17 protein-coding genes are annotated in these 18,316 nt (G+C 55.9%); 9 read left to right on the plus strand and 8 right to left on the minus strand.

Annotation, left to right across the window (positions count from 1 at the left end; all coding sequences use genetic code 11):
• The 6 genes from Q5H33_RS06405 to dnaA form a co-directional block, all read right to left on the minus strand.
• A partial coding sequence (locus Q5H33_RS06405; RefSeq protein WP_302423624.1) for a DNA topoisomerase (ATP-hydrolyzing) occupies positions 1-1,741 on the minus strand: 1,741 nt, incomplete at its 3' end.
• 53 nt (positions 1,742-1,794) lie between these two features.
• Positions 1,795-3,870 (minus strand): DNA topoisomerase (ATP-hydrolyzing) subunit B, encoded by a 2,076-nt coding sequence (gene gyrB, locus Q5H33_RS06410; protein WP_095279717.1) that lies wholly within the window; start codon positions 3,868-3,870, stop codon positions 1,795-1,797.
• A gap of 317 nt (positions 3,871-4,187) precedes the next feature.
• Entirely contained in the window at positions 4,188-4,673 is a 486-nt protein-coding gene (locus tag Q5H33_RS06415; RefSeq protein ID WP_004222771.1) for a DUF721 domain-containing protein, read from the minus strand.
• Entirely contained in the window at positions 4,673-5,932 is a 1,260-nt protein-coding gene (locus tag Q5H33_RS06420; protein WP_004222769.1) for a DNA replication/repair protein RecF, read from the minus strand. The genes Q5H33_RS06415 and Q5H33_RS06420 overlap by 1 nt, the downstream gene beginning before the upstream one ends.
• Positions 5,933-6,070: 138 nt before the next feature.
• On the minus strand, positions 6,071-7,195 hold the full coding sequence (dnaN, locus tag Q5H33_RS06425; protein ID WP_022244988.1) for a DNA polymerase III subunit beta: 1,125 nt from the start codon (positions 7,193-7,195) through the stop codon (positions 6,071-6,073).
• Between the two features lie 560 nt (positions 7,196-7,755).
• Positions 7,756-9,231 (minus strand): chromosomal replication initiator protein DnaA, encoded by a 1,476-nt coding sequence (gene dnaA, locus Q5H33_RS06430; RefSeq protein WP_033524155.1) that lies wholly within the window; start codon positions 9,229-9,231, stop codon positions 7,756-7,758.
• A gap of 318 nt (positions 9,232-9,549) precedes the next feature.
• Here dnaA and rpmH point away from each other — a divergent pair, with 318 nt between their 5' ends.
• The 8 genes from rpmH to Q5H33_RS06470 all read left to right on the plus strand — a co-directional run bounded on the left by rpmH (position 9,550) and on the right by Q5H33_RS06470 (position 15,651).
• Entirely contained in the window at positions 9,550-9,684 is a 135-nt protein-coding gene (gene rpmH / locus Q5H33_RS06435; RefSeq protein ID WP_003807168.1) for a 50S ribosomal protein L34, read from the plus strand.
• Positions 9,685-9,701: 17 nt separating this feature from the next.
• Positions 9,702-10,064 (plus strand): ribonuclease P protein component, encoded by a 363-nt coding sequence (gene rnpA, locus Q5H33_RS06440; protein WP_004222752.1) that lies wholly within the window; start codon positions 9,702-9,704, stop codon positions 10,062-10,064.
• Between the two features lie 26 nt (positions 10,065-10,090).
• Positions 10,091-10,396 (plus strand): membrane protein insertion efficiency factor YidD, encoded by a 306-nt coding sequence (gene yidD, locus Q5H33_RS06445; protein WP_004222749.1) that lies wholly within the window; start codon positions 10,091-10,093, stop codon positions 10,394-10,396.
• Positions 10,396-11,430, plus strand: a complete 1,035-nt coding sequence (gene yidC, locus Q5H33_RS06450; RefSeq protein ID WP_004222747.1) for a membrane protein insertase YidC — start codon at positions 10,396-10,398, stop codon at positions 11,428-11,430. Before yidD ends, yidC begins: the two co-directional genes overlap by 1 nt.
• A gap of 142 nt (positions 11,431-11,572) precedes the next feature.
• Positions 11,573-12,100, plus strand: coding sequence for a R3H domain-containing nucleic acid-binding protein (locus tag Q5H33_RS06455; RefSeq protein ID WP_055062878.1), 528 nt, complete (start codon positions 11,573-11,575; stop codon positions 12,098-12,100).
• 166 nt (positions 12,101-12,266) lie between these two features.
• Positions 12,267-13,070 (plus strand): 16S rRNA (guanine(527)-N(7))-methyltransferase RsmG, encoded by an 804-nt coding sequence (locus Q5H33_RS06460; protein WP_118262327.1) that lies wholly within the window; start codon positions 12,267-12,269, stop codon positions 13,068-13,070.
• 278 nt (positions 13,071-13,348) lie between these two features.
• A complete protein-coding gene (locus Q5H33_RS06465; protein WP_118157931.1) occupies positions 13,349-14,293 on the plus strand; it encodes a ParA family protein in 945 nt (314 codons plus the stop codon).
• 2 nt (positions 14,294-14,295) lie between these two features.
• Positions 14,296-15,651, plus strand: coding sequence for a ParB/RepB/Spo0J family partition protein (locus Q5H33_RS06470; protein WP_302423631.1), 1,356 nt, complete (start codon positions 14,296-14,298; stop codon positions 15,649-15,651).
• A gap of 155 nt (positions 15,652-15,806) precedes the next feature.
• Here the strand turns inward: Q5H33_RS06470 and trxB are convergent, their stop codons facing one another.
• Together trxB and Q5H33_RS06480 are read right to left on the minus strand one after the other, a co-directional pair.
• Positions 15,807-16,847, minus strand: coding sequence for a thioredoxin-disulfide reductase (trxB, locus tag Q5H33_RS06475; protein ID WP_141671282.1), 1,041 nt, complete (start codon positions 16,845-16,847; stop codon positions 15,807-15,809).
• 184 nt (positions 16,848-17,031) lie between these two features.
• Complete coding sequence (locus Q5H33_RS06480) at positions 17,032-17,154, minus strand: hypothetical protein (RefSeq protein WP_259296072.1); 123 nt, start codon at positions 17,152-17,154, stop codon at positions 17,032-17,034.
• Between the two features lie 574 nt (positions 17,155-17,728).
• Here Q5H33_RS06480 and Q5H33_RS06485 point away from each other — a divergent pair.
• Positions 17,729-18,316 (plus strand): hypothetical protein (locus Q5H33_RS06485; RefSeq protein WP_302423633.1); only part of this gene is annotated, 588 nt, incomplete at its 3' end.

An 18,316-nucleotide genomic window follows, 5' to 3' on the forward strand; every position in this document is an offset into this window, starting at 1 on the left:
GGTCCACCACGTCGTCCTCGCGCAGCTTGGCGCCCTTGATGCCCTTGCCGCCGCGATGCTGCGCACGGTATTCGTCGGCCTTGGTGCGCTTGATGAAACCGGAGTGTGTAACGGTTACGACCACGTTTTCTTCCGCGATCAGATCTTCGACGTTCATTTCGCCGGAGTACGGCAGGATCTTGGTTCGACGTTCGTCGCCATACTTGGACACGATTTCGTCAAGCTCGTCGCCCACGATCTTGCGCTGGCGCTCTGGCTTGGCGAGAATGTCGTTGTAGTCGGCGATGCGACGCATCAGTTCGTTGTGCTCGTCGAGGATCTTCTGACGTTCCAATGCGGCCAGTCGGCGCAGCTGCATGGCCAGAATGGCGTCGGCCTGCACTTCATCCACGTCCAGCAGGTCCATAAGGCCCGTGCGCGCGGTTTCCGCGGATTCGGAAGCACGAATGAGCGCGATGACCTCGTCGATCATGTCGAGGGCCTTCAGATAGCCCTGCAGAATGTGGTCGCGTTCCTCCGCCTCACGCTTGAGGTATGCGGTACGGCGTGCGATGACTTCCAGCTGGTGGCCCACCCAATGGCGGATGAAGGCATCCAAAGACAGCGTGCGTGGCACACCGTCGACCAGCGCCAGCATGTTGGCGCCGAAGGTCTGCTGCAGCTGGGAGTGCTTGTACAGGTTGTTGAGCACGACCTTCGGCACGGCGTCGCGCTTGAGCACGAGCACGAGACGCTGACCGGTACGACCGGAGGTTTCGTCGCGCATGTCGGCGATGCCCTGGATCTTGCCGTCGCGCACCGCTTCGCGGATGGAGACGACCAGTCGGTCAGGGTTCACCTGGTACGGCAGCTCGGTGATCACGAGGCACATGCGGCCCTTGATCTCTTCGGTGTTCACCACCGCGCGCATGGTGATCAGACCACGGCCGGTACGGTAGGCCTGTTCGATGCCCTTATGTCCGAGAATCGTTGCGCCAGTAGGGAAGTCCGGTCCCTTGATGATACGGATCAGGTTTTCGAGCAGCTCTTCGCGGCTTGCGTCCGGGTGGTCGAGCGCCCAATGCACGCCTTCGGCCACCTCGCGCATGTTGTGCGGAGGAATGTTGGTGGCCATACCGACGGCGATACCGGACGAACCGTTGCACAACAGGTTCGGGAATCGTGCCGGAAGCACGGTCGGCTCCTGTGTCTTGCCATCGTAGTTCGGCAGGAAATCGACGGTGTCTTTGTCGATGTCACGAACCATTTCCATGGCGAGCGGAGCCATACGGCATTCGGTGTAACGCATTGCCGCGGCCGGATCGTCGCCGGGGGAGCCGAAGTTGCCCTGGCCGTCGACCAGCGTGTAGCGCATAGACCACGACTGTGCCATACGCACCAACGTGTCGTAGATCGCGGAATCGCCGTGCGGATGGTACTTACCCATCACTTCGCCGACCACGCGGGCGCACTTGGAGTAGCCGCGGTCGGGGCGGTAGCCGCCGTCGTACATCGCGTAGATCACGCGGCGGTGCACCGGCTTCATGCCGTCTCGCACGTCCGGAAGGGCACGATCGACGATGACGGACATGGCGTACGCCAGATAGGATTCGCGCATTTCCTGCTGCAGATCCTTCTTCTGGACGCGTTCGCCGACCATCAGGCCGTAATCGGTGTTGTCGGCCTCCTGCGGGCTCAACGGTTCCATGGAGCCGTCAGGCACGAACTGGCCGTCTTCGTTGCTGTTGTTTTCGTCTGCCAACTTCTAAGTCCTTCTAAATCCTTATGAAACCTTGCCTGAAGTCCTTGAAATCCCTACGCGTCGATCCAGCTGACGTTGCGGGCGTTGCGCTGGATGAACAGACGGCGAGGTTCGACTTCGTCTCCCATGAGCATGGAGAAGGTTTCGTCGGCTGCGGCCGCGTCTTCGATCTGCACCTGCTTCAGAATGCGGTGGTCAGGATCCATGGTGGTTTCCCACAGTTCCTGGTAGCTCATTTCACCCAGACCCTTGTAACGCTGGATGCCTTCGCCCTTCGGCAGCTGACGGCCGGCGGACTTGCCTTCGGCGAGCACGCGGTCGCGTTCGGCGTCGGTGTACACGAAGTCGTGCGCGCCTTTGGTCCACTTGAGTCGGTACAGCGGCGGCATGGCCACATACACGTAACCAGCGGTGATCATCGGGCGCATGTAGCGGAAGAACAGCGTCAGATTCAGGGTTGCGATATGCGCGCCGTCCACATCGGCATCGGCCATGATGATGACCTTGTGGTAGCGGACTTTGTTCAGGTCGAAATCCTCGCCATAGCCGCCGCCGACCGCGGTGATCAGCGATTCGATGGTTTCGGACTTCATCATGCGGTCGAGGCTTGCACGCTCGGTGTTAAGGATTTTGCCTCGCAACGGCAGGATGGCCTGCGTGATCGGGTTGCGTCCCTGAATTGCGGAGCCGCCTGCGGAGTCGCCCTCCACGATGAACAGTTCGCATTCTTCAGGATTGTTGGACTGGCAATCCTTCAGTTTGTCTGGCATGCCCGCAGATTCGAAGATTGACTTACGGCGGGTATTCTCACGTGCCTTCTTGGCTGCAAGACGCGCACGGGAGGCTTCAATGGCCTTCTGGATGATGTTCTTGGCCTCGCTAGGATGCGAATCGAACCAGTCGCCGAGCTTGTCGGTCATCACACGCTGTACGAAGGTTTTCGCTTCGGAATTGCCGAGCTTGGTCTTGGTCTGGCCTTCGAACTGCGGGGTGGTGAGTTTCACCGACACCACTGCGGTCAGGCCTTCGCGCACGTCGTCGCCGGAGAGGTTCTCATCCTTGTCTTTGAGGATGTTCTTTTCACGTGCGTAACGGTTGACGAGCGAGGTCAGCGCGGCGCGGAAGCCTTCTTCGTGGGTACCGCCTTCGGTGGTGGAGATGGTGTTGGCGAAGGTGTGCACCGCTTCGGAGTATGCGGTGGTCCATTGCATGGCGATTTCCGCGGAAATGCCGATTTTCAGGTCTTCCGCTTCGAAATCGATCACGTCCGGTTCGACGGGGGTTGCCTTGCGGGACTTCACCAAGTAATCGACATAATCCTTGATGCCGTCGTTGTATTGGTAGGTGACCGTCTGATGCTTCGGTTCGGCATTGTCGTCGCTTTCGCCCGCGACTTCGTCTCCGGCCTGATCCGGTTCGCGCAAATCGGTCAGGGACAGTTTCAGCCCCTTGTTGAGGAACGCCATCTGCTGGAAGCGGTTGCGCAGGGTCTCGAAATCGTAGGTGGTGGTTTCGAAGATCGCGCCGTCTGCCCAGAAGGTCACGGAAGTGCCGGTGGACTCGTCTTCGCCCATCGGCTCGCCCTTGGCAAGACGTGCGGTCGGCTTCTGGTCGATGTAGGTCTGGGTCCAGTGGAAGCCCTGTCGGCGCACTTCGATGTCGACGCGGGTCGACAGCGCGTTCACCACGGAGATGCCCACGCCGTGCAGACCGCCGGAAACCGCATAGCCGCCGCCACCGAACTTGCCGCCGGCATGCAGCTTGGTCATCACGGTTTCCACGCCGGAAACGCCTTCGCCCGGCACTTCGTCGACCGGAATGCCTCGGCCGTCATCCACCACGCGCACGCCGCCGTCCGGCAGAATCGTCACTTCGATGTGCGAAGCGTAGCCTGCCAGCGCCTCATCGACGGAGTTGTCGACGATCTCGTACACCAGGTGGTGCAAGCCTCGGGGGCCGGTGGAGCCGATGTACATGCCCGGGCGGATTCGCACCGCCTCAAGGCCTTCCAGAACCCTCAGATCGGAAGCGTCGTAATGCTCCGGAGCCAAGGTGTCATCGAGCTGCGCATCTTCGAGCTGATCGTTCTGGATCTGATCTTCCTGCGTGTTTTCAGCTGATTCGTTCAGCGAATCCGCATCAAGGTCTGCCACAGAGATTCCTTCCTGCATTTTTCCCGCCATCAAGGGTCATTTCCGCAGGTGATACCACCTAGAACGCAAATAAAGGCCCCTTCTAGGCGTTTACATACACTGCTTGATATTCTACTCATGGAGGGGGACAGAGCGCCAGAGGCATTTATCCTTGAAATCCAGCCGTTTACCCCTGTTTTTTCGCTTTCGGAAAACAACATTCGACCGTTGCGAACGGCCCGCTTGGAAGCGTCGCAGGGGGAATTCTTCGACGAAGCGCCTTCAACGAACGTCTGATAGCACGTGGTGTCGCGCTAATATCGCGGCCTTCGTGTCATTCGTCCTCGGCTGAATCCCTGTTGTTGTGGGCCGGTGACGCGCACCTCGTTGATGGTCAGCCCCTCGAGCCTACGGCGAATGGTGTCGGTCAGCAGCGGAATCATGTACGTCAAGGTGGTGGTCCATGCGGGGCTGTCGCATCGGATCGTCAGAATGCCGTCGCGCAGGTCGACGGGGTAGGAGTGGCGCGCGTTTTCGACGCCGACCACCTGATCCCAATGATTCTGCATCTGCGCGATTTTCAGATGCGGCGTCCAAGAACCTTGCGTTGCGATCACGTTGAAAATATTGCCGACCGTCTGCGGGTCGCGTCCGGGTTTGCCGAAATTCTCCCACGCCTGCCGCGCACGTTCCTCACGTTCCTTATATCGGCCGGCACGTCGGCTGATACGTTCGAATACTTCGGCGGGCAACTTGCGTTGGTCGAGATGCAATGTTTCGCAGATTGGAGGATTCGGCATCAGCGCTGCTCCTGTCGATTCACCGACTGTTGCGCTGCAGACGATTGCGTTGCAGATTCCCGTCCCGCGACAAGTTGCGCCATCATCGCCGTCAAATCGTCATGCTGTCCATCTTGCGATTGCCTGCGCAACGCGGCCACGTCGATCACATGCGCGTCCGCGTGAAAGCGCCCAGCATCCATGCGCGGAATATCGCTTGCCGCGGCGACGGTGATCAGCACCTGGTCCTGCCGCATCGCAAAATCGAGGATCTGCCCACGACGGGCCTCGTCAAGCTGTGCGAACACATCATCGAGAATCACGATTGGCTTGCTTTCAAAATGTGCGGAAACCGCCTCGTATAGCGCCATTTTCAACGCCAAAGCCATGGTCCACATCTCACCGTTGGACGCGAATTCGCGTGCGTTCATATCGTTGAGCAGCAAAGTCAGGTCGTCGCGATGCGGACCGATCAGATTCTGCCCGCGCGCCACTTCGCCGGGGTAGATGCGTTGGAAATGGCGGCTGATCTCCGCGGCCGGATCGTCGAACAGCATCACTTCGTCGAAGGACGGCTCGTAGGCGAGCGCCGCCCGTTCGTCATCTCCCGCCAAAGACGCGTAGATCCGCGCAAAAGGCTCTTCCAAGCGTGAGATCACGTTGTTGCGGTCCCGCGTCAGCTGCATGCCGAGGTCGATGAATTGCCCCGTCCAGATTTCCAGCCCGCTTAAGACCGCCTGCTGGCCGTATTGCGGGTCGAGATTCGTGCCGTCGCCGAGTTGTTTGAGCAGTGCCGTGCGCTGTTTCGCCACGTGCGTGAACTGTTGCAGGGTCTGCGCATAGTGGGGGAGCAGCAGAGACGCGGCCTGGTTGATGAAGTTGCGTCGGGTTGCGGGATCCCCTGCTACCAGACGTTGATCTTCGGGGGTAAAGGAGACGGAGGGCGTGCGCCCGATGAGATCCCTCATATATTGAGATTTTCCGCCGTCAATGCGCGCTCGGTTAGCACCCCGTGCCACGATGGTCGCCTCGTAGGTGTGCTGCGTTTCACCGTCTTCCACGTTGGCTCGGATGGTGGCCGACGTGCACCCTTTTTCGATTAATGGCAGTGATGATGACGCGCGATGGCTGGATCCTGTGGAAAGCACTTCGATGGCTTCCACGATATTGGTTTTGCCGAGTCCGTTGGCACCTTGCAGAATGTTGATTCCCGGTTTGAAATCGAGCACGCAATGTTCCCACGATCGGTAGTGGTCGAGTGCCAGTCGGGAAATATACATGCAAGATCCTTGAGATAGTGCGAATTTCTTACGTAAATAATCGCAATTAATCATGCAAATGGGCTGAACTGGCAATAACAGCCATGTTCAGCCCTATTTTTTGCGATGTATCCGCGTTTTCGTGTAGGTCAGCTTAGTTCAGCTGTTGAAGCGCATCGGCACGAGCAGGTAGCGGTAGTCCATGGATTCTTCGGAATTCGATTCCTGCTGGCCGTTGAATTCCACCGGCTTGACCGCGGTGGTCATCTTCATGCGTACGAACGGCTCGCTGATGGCGCTCAGGCCTTCGATCAGGTAGGCGGGATTGAAGGCCACGGTGATGTCTTCGCCATCCATGTCGATGTCGAGGATCTCCTTGGCTTGGGCTTCATCCACCGAGCCTGCGGTCAGCGTGAGTTCCTGGCTGGTGAAGGCCATGCGGATCGGAGCGTTGCGTTCGGCCACGAGGGACACGCGCTTGATGGCGCTGATGAGATCCTGCTTGTTGATGACCGCATGAATCGGGTATTCGTCAGCGTACAGGCGGTCCACCGCGGGGAATTCGCCGTCGATCAGCTGCGAGGTGGATACGCGTCCGGCGTTCTCAAAGCCCAGCAGCGACGGATTCTCCGGATCGAAATCCACGACGATGTTTTGATGCTCGTCCAAGGAACGGGCCACATCGCGCAACAGTGCGCCGCGCACGAGTGCGGTGGTGTTGATGTCCGGGTTTTCCGGCGTCCAGGTGAAGCTCGAACGCGACAAGCGGAATCGGTCGGTGGAGCTCATGATCACCTTGTTGCCTTGGAACTGCACACGAATGCCGGTCAGTACCGGACGGTTCTCCTCGCGGGAAACGGCGACGGACGCCTGAGCGACGGCCTGTGCGAAGGTTTGGGCGTCCACCTGCCCCAGTTTGGCGGGAACCACCGGCAGATCCGGATATTCGTTATCCGGCATGAGCTGCATGGTGAAGGTGGACTTGCCCGACGTGATGGTCAGTGTGGATCCGTCAGTGGACAGGTAGGTTTTCGCGGCGGGAAGCGACTTGGTGATATCTGCCAGCAGCTTGCCGAGCACCAGAATGGATCCGCTTTCATCAACGCCTGCTTCGATATGGTGGCGTGCGGAAATGGCGTAATTGAAGGCGGAAAGCTGGAGGGTGCCGTCGATGGCCTCCAAGCGAATGCCTGCCAAAATGGGGGATGCAGGACGAGCGTCGATCACGCGAGTGGTCCAGGCTACTGCGTCTGCCAGCGCTTGGGAATTGACTTCAACTTTCATGGCTAGTTTCCTCGTTTCGTTCGGTCCATAAGTCATTCTAGCGAGACTGTCGGCGTTTGACGAAGCGTGGGGAATTCCCCACTTATGACGACGATGATGAATTTCTTATAACACCTACATTCGTCATAATAAGGCCTGTGGATAATGTGGGTAAGTGCTCAGACCCCACGTTTTGCAATGGCTCGCAACATCTCATTGCTTGTGGATAACTTTTGGACGAAGTGTGGACAAATCATCGGGTTATCCACAGCCTCGTCGCTTTGAAAAAGTTATCCACAAAACCATGTGGATAGTCCACAATTCATCCACCGGCGATTCTGGCGTTTCCAACGGGTTTTCCACCGAGAAATCATTGATTTGTGTATAACCATGTGGATAACTTCAATAAAAATCTTCCACAGGCCGGCGTGTCAGGATGGTCGGTAAAACAGCTGATAAAGAATTTACTGATACTCATACTTGGCTTGTGAAAATCGCCTGAGAAAGGCAGAAAACGCCTAAAATCGTTTTTTTGAGACGCACGAAAACACATGCAAACGCGCAAAGTCGCATAGAAAACGTTATTTTTCGCCGGAACGCTGCTTGAGCTGCAGGGTCAGTTCCGTCACGTAGTTGTAGATCTCCTGCTTTTCCTGCATCTCGTCGCTGATGCGGGTGTATGCATGCATCACCGTGGTGTGGTCCTTGCCGCCAAACACCTGGCCGATGTCGTTCAGGCTCATGCTGGTGAGCTCACGCACCAAATACATGGCGATCTGACGCGCCAGCGCGATCTTCTTCGTACGCGAACGTCCGACAATGTCATCGAACGTAATGTAGAAGTACTTGGCCACCTGGGTGATGATGTCGGTGGGCTTGATCTCCACATCGGTCGAGAAAAAGTCCTGCAACGTCTGTTCCGCCAACGCGCGGGTCACCGGCTGGCCGCTCAGCGATGCCATGGCGGTCACGCGGTTCAGCGCGCCTTCCAGCTCGCGAATATTCTCGGTGAACCGCTCCGCGATGAGGTTGAGCACATCGTCCTGAACGTTGGTGCCGTGGGCGATCATGCGCAGAATGGCGATGCGCGTCTCCAGATCCGGCGGCTTGACGTCAACGGTCAGGCCGGATTCGAAACGGGAGATCAGACGTTCGTTGAATCCCTGCAGATCCTTCGGAGGCACATCGGATGCGATCACAATGCGCTTGTTCGCCTGATGCAGGGTATTGAATGTATGGAAGAACTGTTCAAGCGTCGCGTCCTTGCCGCTCAGAAATTGAATATCGTCGATGAGCAGCACGTCGACTTCGCGGTAGCGACGGTTGAATTCCTTGATTTGACCGGAATTCTGGTTGGTGTCACCCAACGCTTCGATGAATTCGTTGGTGAATTCCTCACTGGTCACATAACGGACTTTCAGCGTGGGATCCTTGACCAGTGCGTAATTGCCGATGGCGTTCAGCAAGTGGGTTTTACCCAATCCTGATCCGCCGTAAATACAAAGCGGGTTGAAATCGTGACCGGAACCTTCCGCGACGGCCAACGCGACGGTACGTGCGAAACGATTGGAATCGCCAGGAACGAAGGTGTCGAACGTGGCGTTCTTATTCAAATGGGTCTTAGGATCCAGCAGAGGCCTGTTTTGGCCGCGTTGGAAGTTGTTGTGGCGCTCCGGCGGCATGACAACCGGAATCGGCAGCTGCCCCTGCGTGGTTTCCTCCGCATGTGGCGCGGGGGAGAAGTGGGGGTATTCCTCGACGGCAGGTTGGGCCGGTTCCTTCTTTTCCACAATCTTGAATGCGGGGAAAATATCCTGTTCGGCGGCTTCCCGCAAGGCTTCCAGCAGGGGCTGGTTCAATTCGTTCTGCAACGTCTGCTGTGCGGCCGCGCTTGGCACGCATAAGACAATGGTAGGACCCCACATGCCTTCGGGAAAAACGTTTTCCAGCCAGCTTTTATCTCGGATGGACAGCGCCGGATTCTGGTGCAACAACGCCAGCGCGTCGGACCAGACTCCCCGAGCCTGCTCGAGAGGGTCAGTTGTCGTGTCGGCCACGGATTCCCCTTTCTCGACAGACTTTTTCCAAGTGTGCAACTGTTTATTTGTACTCTCTTTTCCCCAAGTTATCCACCGGTAAGCGTGTTGAAAAGACTGAATTGTGAATAACATCATTGTAGTTTGTGGATAACTTTTGTGGGGAGTTTGGCGACATATCAACGTTTCTGTGGATTGTTTTGTGGGGAGAATCCCCATGAAAATGTGAAGGATTTGATATGCGTATTCATCTCTGTTCAGGGGTCAGAGTAACTTGGTAGAGCTTGACTCATGAGGAGCCGTGCCTTGGCATGGCAAAAAACACCGGGAGCATTAATTATGAAGAGGACATTCCAGCCGAACAACCGTCGTCGTCACATGAAGCACGGTTTCCGTCAGCGCATGCGCACCCGCGCAGGCCGCGCTCTGATCAACCGTCGCCGCGCCAAGGGCCGCAAGTCCCTCGCTGCCTGATTTAACGGCATAGAGCGGTGGAACGGCTGAAAAGCCATCGCGATTTCGTCGCGGTGCTCAAACGCCGTCGTAGGGTATCGCGAGAAGACATCGTCGTGCATTATTTGGTGCACGACGATGCCATTATCGACGATTCTGCGGCGATGCGGGGCCGACGTGTCGGTTTGGCCGTTTCCAAGGCTGTCGGCAACGCTGTGACGCGTAATGCCGTCAAGCGTCGTTTCCGCGTGCTTGCACGAAAGTACGAATCTGCCTTACCTGAATCCTGCGATATCGTGTTGCGTGCCAAGCCAAGTGCTGCGCATGCCGATTTTCTATCGTTGGAACAGCAGATCGCAGCATGTTTTGAAGCGGTGAATCGTAAGGCCGTGCGTCGGTAATGAACGCCGGTCGTAACGGAAATTGGATGATTCGTGCCATTCGCTGGTACCAACGTCATATTTCCGCGAATACCGCGCCTTGCTGCAGATATTATCCAAGTTGTTCCAATTACGCGATTCAGGCGATTGAACGATTTGGCCGCCTTAAGGGTGGCCTTCTTGCGTTATTGCGCCTTCTTCGCTGCAATCAGTGGAACCGTGGGGGAATTGACGACGTTCCGCAGCTTTATTCCTTGTTTTACAGATGTTCGTGGTCGAAGGCACACGAGGAACCTCGGCTCACGCCTCTGAACGTAGAAAAACCTATAGGCGATAAGGAGACTGGCCTGTAATGAATCAAAATCAATTCCTCCTCGACAGCGGTTTCTGGGGCTGGCTGTATAAGCTCCTGTATCCCGTCGAGTGGCTCATGACGCAGATCATGGCCGTATTCCATAAGTTCCTGGTGATGCTGGGCATGAACGAGATCGGTTTCTCGTGGGTCATGTCCATCGTATTCCTAGTACTTGTGGTCCAGGCATGCGTTTTTCCGCTGTTCTACAAGTCCATGAAGGGTATGCGCAAGATGCAGGCCCAGATGACCGTCCTGCAGCCAAAGATGCAGCGTATCCAAAACAAATACAAGGGCAAGAACGATCCCGCCAGCAAGGAAGCCATGCAGCGCGAGATGATGAAGCTCTACCAGGACAATGATGCGAACCCGATGGGTGGCTGCACTTCCATGCTCCCTATGTTCGTGCAGGGTCCCGTATTCATGTGCATGTTCTATACGCTGTCAGCCATTCCGTACATCGCACGCGGCAAATTCAGGGACGGACAGGGTCTTGGCGCTTTCGACATCGCCACAGCCAAGCAGTTCACGTCCACCACAGTGTTCGGTGTGAACGTGGCTGATAACTTCACGACCGCCGCCGTGCATGGCAAAGTAGTTATCGCCATCTTCGTTGCATTGATGTGCTTCTGCCTGTGGTTCATGCAGTACAACAGCATGAAGCGTAACATGGCTCAGTCTGCGGCAAACAAGCAGACCGAAATGATGCAGAAGATGATGTTGTGGATGTTCCCGATCATGTACATTTTCTCCGGTATTGCCATGCCGTTCGCTGTGCTGGTGTACTGGCTCACCAACAACATCTGCAATCTGTTGCGTTCCATCTGGCAGATCCACGTCTTCCCGACTCCGGGATCTCCGGCCGCCGAAGCGAAGGAAAAGCGTGATCATGTTCATGAGAACGCCCGCCGAGCCAAGGCCGGTCTGCCATCCCTCGAGGAAGAGGCGCTGCAGAAGGCCAAGGAAGCCGCCGAAGTGAAGGAAAAGAGCGGCTACCAGCGTCAGCAGCCGAGCCGTAAAAAGAAAAAGAAGTGAGTAAAAGTGTGTCCCGTGTTTCACGTGAAACGCGGGACACACCACTTTTATCAGCGTTTATTGTCGACGTGGTAAACAGGAATTAGACTTTACACAATAAGACTTTAGTAATAGAAACCCCGCTCAAAGGAGTACAACCACTATGGCGCAAGATGAGGAAAAGACCATCGATCAGCTCAACGAGGAAGCTGATATCGCTGCCGATTATCTTGAAGGACTGCTTGATATCGTCGATTACGAAGGCGATATCGAAATGGGCGTGCGCAACAATCGCCCTACCGTGCAAATCGTCGCCGATGATGATACGGACATCAAGCATCTCATCGGACGCAACGGCGAAGTCGTTGACGCTCTGCAGCAGCTGACGCGACTGGCCGTGCAGCAGAAGACCGGCGAGCGTTCCCATCTCATTGTGGACGTCGACGGCTATCTGAAGCGCAAGCGCCAGCGTCTGCACGACATCGCGCTGGACGCCATCGACGAGGTGCGCGAGACGGGGGAGCCGGTTGATCTCAAGCCGATGAACTCCTTCGAACGCAAGATCGTGCATGATGTGGTGCGTGAGGAGGGTATGAAGTCCCGTTCCCACGGCGAGGAACCGCGTCGTTACGTCACGGTGTATCTCAAGGCTTCCGCTGCCGAAGATACTGAAGACGAGGATGAGGCCTGAGTTCGGCTCGTTTCACGTGAAACATGGCGTCACCATTTGGTGGCGCTTTTTTATTGCGATTTTTTGAGTGACTTCATGCTGGCCGTGCGCCGGACATGTGATATTGCCGTCAATGGTCGGGAAGTACTTGCTGGAATACCGGCAATGAGGAAGAGCAGGATATAGGATGGTGCCCATGAGTGATGTGACAGACGAACTTGATGATTCGCCGATGCTTGAGGAAGTGCTGGGGGATGCGTTGGGCAAGCTTCGTGTTTTCCATGCGAAACTTGCCGAAGAAGGCGAACCTCGCGGTCTGATTGGGCCAAGAGATGTTGGCATTATTTGGGAACGCCATATTCTGAATTCGGCCGCCATTGTGCCTTTCGTAAAGGAAGCCACGGCCAAGAAGCAGTTCAAGACGGTTGCCGATATCGGCAGTGGCGGCGGTTTTCCCGGTATTGTCGCGGCCGCCTGCCTGCCGGATCACCGGTTCACGCTTGTGGAGCCGATGGAACGTCGTGTCGAATGGCTGAACGAGTGCGTGGCCGATATGGAGTTGAATAACGTTACCGTGGTGCGTGCCAGGGCCAATGAGATGATCGAGGCCATTGCGGGTGCTACTGGCGCTCAAGGCGGCAATCGTGGCAATGGAAGCACCAGGAACGGCAAAGGCGGCAAGAACGGCAGGGGAGTGGCCGTTCGCGGTCCTGTACTGGATTTGGATGGCAAGCCTATTCAGGCGAAACATCCGTTTGCCGTGGTGACGTGCCGTGCCGTGGCTCCTATGACCAAACTTTCGGGGTGGACGCTGCCGTTGCTTGAGCGCGGTGGACGTTTGGTCGCACTGAAGGGGCGGTCCGCGCAAGAGGAGATCGAAAAGGCTTCCAAAGAGATCGCCAAATGCGGTGGCATTCGTCCGCGGGTGGTGGATGCCGAGGTTGGTCCGGGCTTGGAATCGACCCATGTGCTCATGGTGGATAAAAAGTAAGTTATCCACCATTTCGGTGAGTTATGCACATTGTACACAACTGGAAAATCGACGAAAAAAAGCGGCGGAAAAATGTTGAAGTAGCAACGAAAGATCGGTGGATAACTTTTTGCGAACAACGTAAGTTATCCACCGACTATCCACAGCTATTCACATTTGTGCACAGTGGGTGAGATGAGCTGATGCTGTCCACCCGAATGATGAAACTTGAATGTTAAGCATATCGTAAGGAAGGCTAGTGTATGACTGGACCTGAAGGACCAGATAACCTGACGTCGATGGAATCGGCAACGGAAACCATCAAACGAATTTTCGGAGGATCGGATTCCCCTCTTGGTTCGCAGATTGCCGACGAATCGACTCGCTATCGCGCCTTGCAGAAGGCCGTTTGCCCAAAGCCGGAGCAGACGCGCCTGATCGCGGTCGCCAACCAGAAGGGTGGCGTTGGCAAAACCACGTCGGCCGTGAATCTTTCCGCTGCGTTGGCTCAGTTCGGTTCCAAGGTGCTGCTGATCGATATGGATCCGCAGGGCAATGCGTCGACCGCGTTGGGCGCTCCGCATGCGTCGGGGGAGCCTTCGGTGTACGACGTGATCGAAGGCAGGAAGACCATCGCCGAAGTCAAGCGCACATGCCCTGATTTTGATCTGCTCGATGTGGTTCCAGCTTCGATCGATTTGAGCGGTGCCGAGCTGGAAGTCGCCGACATGGAAAATCGTAATGTGCTTCTGAAGACCGCGGTTGACGAGTTTCTGGAAACCAGCGAGGAGCACTACGACTACGTGATTATCGATTGCCCGCCAAGCCTCGGCCTGCTGGTAATTAATGCCATGTGTGCGGTGCATGAGATGCTGATTCCGATCCAGGCTGAGTACTATGCGCTGGAAGGTCTCGGCCAGCTCATCAATACCATCGGACTGGTGCAGGAGCATTTCAATCCGTCGCTGCTGGTTTCCACCATGCTGATCACCATGTTCGATAAGCGAACCCTGCTCAGCCGTGAAGTGCATGACGAGGTCAAAAGCCACTATCCGACCATCGTGTTGGATACCACGATTCCACGCACGGTGAAAATCTCGGAAGCGCCGAGCTTCAATCAAAGCGTTATCGCCTACGACCCCAAGGGCATGGGTGCAATCTCCTACTGTGAGGCCGCGTTGGAACTCGCACGTCGCTCGCAGACAGTGTTGCAGGCTATTGATGCAAGAAGGAATGAGAACTGATCATGGCTACGAAATCACGTTTAGGCAAGGGTCTCGGCGCACTGTTTCCGTCTCTTCCAGGAGAGTCGACGAAATCGGAAGCCGCTACTGAACCGGCTGTGGCTGTTGCGGGTGCAAAGGCTGATAACAAGATCGCTGGAAAAGTTTCAGAAAACGTAGCCGGTGGTGCGACTGTTGCCGGGCAATCCGCGGGGAAGACCGCGGTCAAGAGTTCCGTGGCAACCGCCAAGGCTTCCGTCGATGCCGTCCATGACATGAAGAAGAACGTTTCACGTGAAACCAAGAAGGGGAGTGGCCATCGAGCCAGTATGCCTTCCATCACGTTGAATGAGACTGCTCATCCTGCCGACATGTTCTTCGGTTCCACCAGTCCTGTTGCCACTTCCGAAGTGAAGCAGGAAAGTGTTTCACGTGAAACCGCTGCGGTAAAAAAGACCGAAGATAAGAAGAATGACGAACCTGAACTGTTGCCGGTGCAGGGCGGTTATCTCGTTGAATTGCGACTGAGTGATGTTGGACCGAACCTGCATCAGCCGCGTACCATTTTCGATGAGGATGATCTTCGTGAGCTTGCCGATTCCATCAAAGAAGTCGGCGTGCTGCAGCCTATTGTCGTACGGAAGCGTCCACTCGCGCAGATTGAGGCTGCTCGCAAGGAGAACGCCGCTAAAGATGCCGAGTCGCACAATATGTTCGACGGGCGCATGGATAGCATGTACGAGCTCATTATGGGTGAACGTCGTTGGCGCGCATCGCAGATCGCAGGTTTGAAAACGATTCCTGCGATTGTCAAAACCACTGCCGACGACGATATGTTGCGTGACGCTTTGCTGGAAAACCTGCATCGCGTTGCGTTGAATCCATTGGAAGAGGCGGCCGCCTATCAGCAGATGATCGACGATTTTGGCTTGACGCAGGCGCAATTGTCAAAGTCGGTGTCGAAGTCGCGTCCGCAAATCGCCAATACTCTGCGACTGCTGAATCTGCCTGCGACCGTACAAAAGAAGGTTGCTTCCGGCTTGCTGTCGGCCGGTCATGCGCGCGCATTGCTCGGATTACCGACGGAAGCTGACATGGAACAGCTTGCGACGCGCATTATTTCCGAAGGGTTGTCGGTACGCAGCACCGAGGAAATCGTGTCGATGAAGGTCGCTGAATCGGACCAGCCGAAGAAAGCGAAAACCAACAAGCTGAACCCTTGGGCCGGAACGCCGATGCAGATCGGTCTTGAAAAGAGGTTCGGCACGAAGGTGTCGATCAAGGGATCCAAGGAGCATGGACGCATCGAAATCGTGTTCAAATCCGAAGACGACATGAAGCGCATTGTCGACCTGCTCATGCCCACTGCCGAAAAATAGTAGTTCTTAAGTTTTTTGGTGTCCGCGGAAGGGGCGGCATATTCTGTTCACGACACACTCAAGGCCGTTTGGCCAAGCTTACAGTCGTGAACAGAATATGCCGCCCCTTCCGCTCGTTTTCAAGTTTTTGTAGGGTATGACCGTGATGGGAAGTGTTACTGCTGGAGGTAGGCTTGGGCATCGAGGGCGGCCCGGCAGCCCATGCCGGCGGCACTGATCGCTTGACGGTAAATACTATCAACACAGTCGCCGGCTGCAAAAATGCCGGCAGTGCTGGTGCGTGTGCTGGCGCCGTCCACCTGAATATATCCACCCGCATCTCGCTGCACAATGCCGTCAATAAAAGCTGTGGCGGGGGAGTGGCCGATCGCCACAAAAATGCCGTTTGCGGCAATCGTGCTGGTCTCTCCGGTGATGACGTTGCGAATGTTCACGGATTGGGCTCCATTGTCGTCACCCAAGATTTCCTCCACCACGGAATTCGTGACGATGGTGATCTTCGGATTCTGCTGAGCGCGTTCCACGAGAATCTGCGATGCGCGGAATTCAGAACGACGATGAATCAACGTCACCGACGATCCAAATCGTGAAAGAAAATCAGCCTCAGTGAATGCGCTATCGCCGCCGCCGACCACAATAATCGGCTTATCTCGGAAGAAGAAGCCGTCGCAGGTCGCGCAATATGACACTCCCTTGCCGGAATATTCCGCCTCTCCGGGGATGTCGAGTTTGCGATATTCCGATCCGGTTGCGATGATCAAAGCATGGGTTTCAAAAACGTCTCCCTGATCGACGCTCACGGTTTTCACGCCGGTGACGTCATTGTTGCTCACGGAAACAACATCATCCCAAACGATTTCCGCGCCGAACTTCTCAGCCTGGCGTTGCATATTATCCATGAGTTCCGGTCCCATAACGCCGTCGGGGAAACCTGGAAAATTCTCCACTTCAGTGGTGTTGACGAGCTGCCCGCCTGGGGTCAGCGCACCCGCGATGACCAGTGGTTTGAATCCAGCCCGGCCCAAGTATATGGCCGCGGTATATCCGGCAGGGCCGGATCCGACAATAATCACATCTCGCAAATCACTCATATTCCCACTGTAGCGAACCACCAAAGCAACCAGCCGCGCACTGCACGATTTCACGCATTCCTTTTTCTTATGGCGTATTATCAAGTGCTTTCCAAGCCGGATCATCTACAGAGTTTCACGTGAAACACCAGCTGTTGTGCGTGGTTGCGTGCGGTGCTGTGTGTGCAGTTGCTGGGGTGGCTGGATTCTTGGCGTCGCTTGATCGGAACATGAGAAAGGGCTTGCGCTCCACATGGAGCGCAAGCCCTTCGGTCGTGTTAGTGTGACGCCTGCCTGCGCGGGCCTTGGATCACTTGTTGATGACCTTCTTGAACAGATCGGCGCTGGCCTTGGCGAGTGCGAACTGGCCGAAGCCCGGATCGACGGAAGCGAGGTTGGCGTTGATGACCTGGTTGAAAGTGTTGTTCTTCATGATGTTTCCTTTCGTTCGGCTTGGCGGCGTTCTTGTTTTCTGTTCTTTCCTCTGGCCGCTGCCGTAAGTCTGTTGCTTTTTGGTTACGTTCAGCGCGGGTGGCGTTGCCGTTTCCCCGCGTGTGGGGTGCGGCTCCGGTTTTCTCTCCGGTTCCTGCCGCATCGTGTCTCTTTGTTCTGTTGTGCCTTCATCATAGGCAGGCTCAACCGTCGATGTCATGCAACGATCGTCGATTCTTTTGTATTTTCATCGGCTAATCTTGAAATAAACGTAACGATGCTGTGATGAACATCAATCGTCGATTGCAGGGCAGTATTGCCGTCGCAAAAGAAACGGCGCGATCTTCAGATTTTCTATCTTTTCTATGAAAGTCTCAAAATCGTTCTCCCGTAAGACTTTTCACAAGGTCAGCATTGTTCTATCCATTCTCTATCTTCCTTATTTGCGGGAGTATTTGCGCTTGTTGCCGGCGAATGTCAGGTTACATTGATTGATATCGGGCTGATTGGGCTGGGCTGATTGGTGTGGCTGTTCGACAGGCTGATTGGTGTCGGGCGTAAGAAAGGAACGTGATATGGCGACTATTCCTGAACAATATGAGAGCCAGCGCGTGGGCGTGCAGGGATATCGCGTGCTCAATCTCGATTTGGACGGCGTTTGCGCGGATTACAAGGGCGCGATCCGCGATTACCTGCAGCGGCAGGGCATTGACGTGCCGGAACGTGCGCTGCAGACCGCGCATTACAATCTCACGCGCGAGGACGGATGGCCATTCGAGACGCTCGACGATTACATCGAAACGCACAAAGCCGCGGAGCGTGAGCATCTGTATGCGACGATGAAGCCGCTTCCGGGGGTCGCGCAGGCATTGCAGCGATTGGCGAATGAGCATGTGTACATTCGCATTGTCACGCACCGGCTGTTCGTGTCCGGCCAGCATCAGATGGTCGTTTCCGACACCGCGCAATGGCTGGACAGCAACCGCATTCCGTACATGAGTCTGTGCTTTACTGGGCTGAAAGACAGTATGCAGGCCACGATTCATATTGACGATTCGCCGGCGAATATCGAAACCTTGCGTGAGGCAGGGCAGCATGTGGTCGTGTTCGATCAGCCATACAACAGTACGTATGCTGGTCCCAGAATCGACAGCTGGAGCGAC

The organism is uncultured Bifidobacterium sp., from assembly GCF_959020145.1.
Lineage (GTDB): Bacteria > Actinomycetota > Actinomycetes > Actinomycetales > Bifidobacteriaceae > Bifidobacterium.

Excerpts from the sequence above, each read along its gene's own strand:
- Q5H33_RS06415 (WP_004222771.1), bottom strand. The coding sequence starts at position 4,673 with ATGCCGAATCCTCCAATCTGCGAAACATTGCATCTCGACCAACGCAAG.
- Q5H33_RS06420 (WP_004222769.1), bottom strand. The coding sequence starts at position 5,932 with ATGTATATTTCCCGACTGGCACTCGACCACTACCGATCGTGGGAACAT.
- dnaN (WP_022244988.1), bottom strand. The coding sequence starts at position 7,195 with ATGAAAGTTGAAGTCAATTCCCAAGCGCTGGCAGACGCAGTAGCCTGG.
- rpmH (WP_003807168.1), top strand. The coding sequence starts at position 9,550 with ATGAAGAGGACATTCCAGCCGAACAACCGTCGTCGTCACATGAAGCAC.
- yidD (WP_004222749.1), top strand. The coding sequence starts at position 10,091 with ATGATTCGTGCCATTCGCTGGTACCAACGTCATATTTCCGCGAATACC.
- yidC (WP_004222747.1), top strand. The coding sequence starts at position 10,396 with ATGAATCAAAATCAATTCCTCCTCGACAGCGGTTTCTGGGGCTGGCTG.
- Q5H33_RS06455 (WP_055062878.1), top strand. The coding sequence starts at position 11,573 with ATGGCGCAAGATGAGGAAAAGACCATCGATCAGCTCAACGAGGAAGCT.
- Q5H33_RS06460 (WP_118262327.1), top strand. The coding sequence starts at position 12,267 with ATGGTGCCCATGAGTGATGTGACAGACGAACTTGATGATTCGCCGATG.
- Q5H33_RS06465 (WP_118157931.1), top strand. The coding sequence starts at position 13,349 with ATGGAATCGGCAACGGAAACCATCAAACGAATTTTCGGAGGATCGGAT.
- Q5H33_RS06470 (WP_302423631.1), top strand. The coding sequence starts at position 14,296 with ATGGCTACGAAATCACGTTTAGGCAAGGGTCTCGGCGCACTGTTTCCG.
- trxB (WP_141671282.1), bottom strand. The coding sequence starts at position 16,847 with ATGATCCGGCTTGGAAAGCACTTGATAATACGCCATAAGAAAAAGGAA.
- Q5H33_RS06480 (WP_259296072.1), bottom strand. The coding sequence starts at position 17,154 with ATGAAGAACAACACTTTCAACCAGGTCATCAACGCCAACCTCGCTTCC.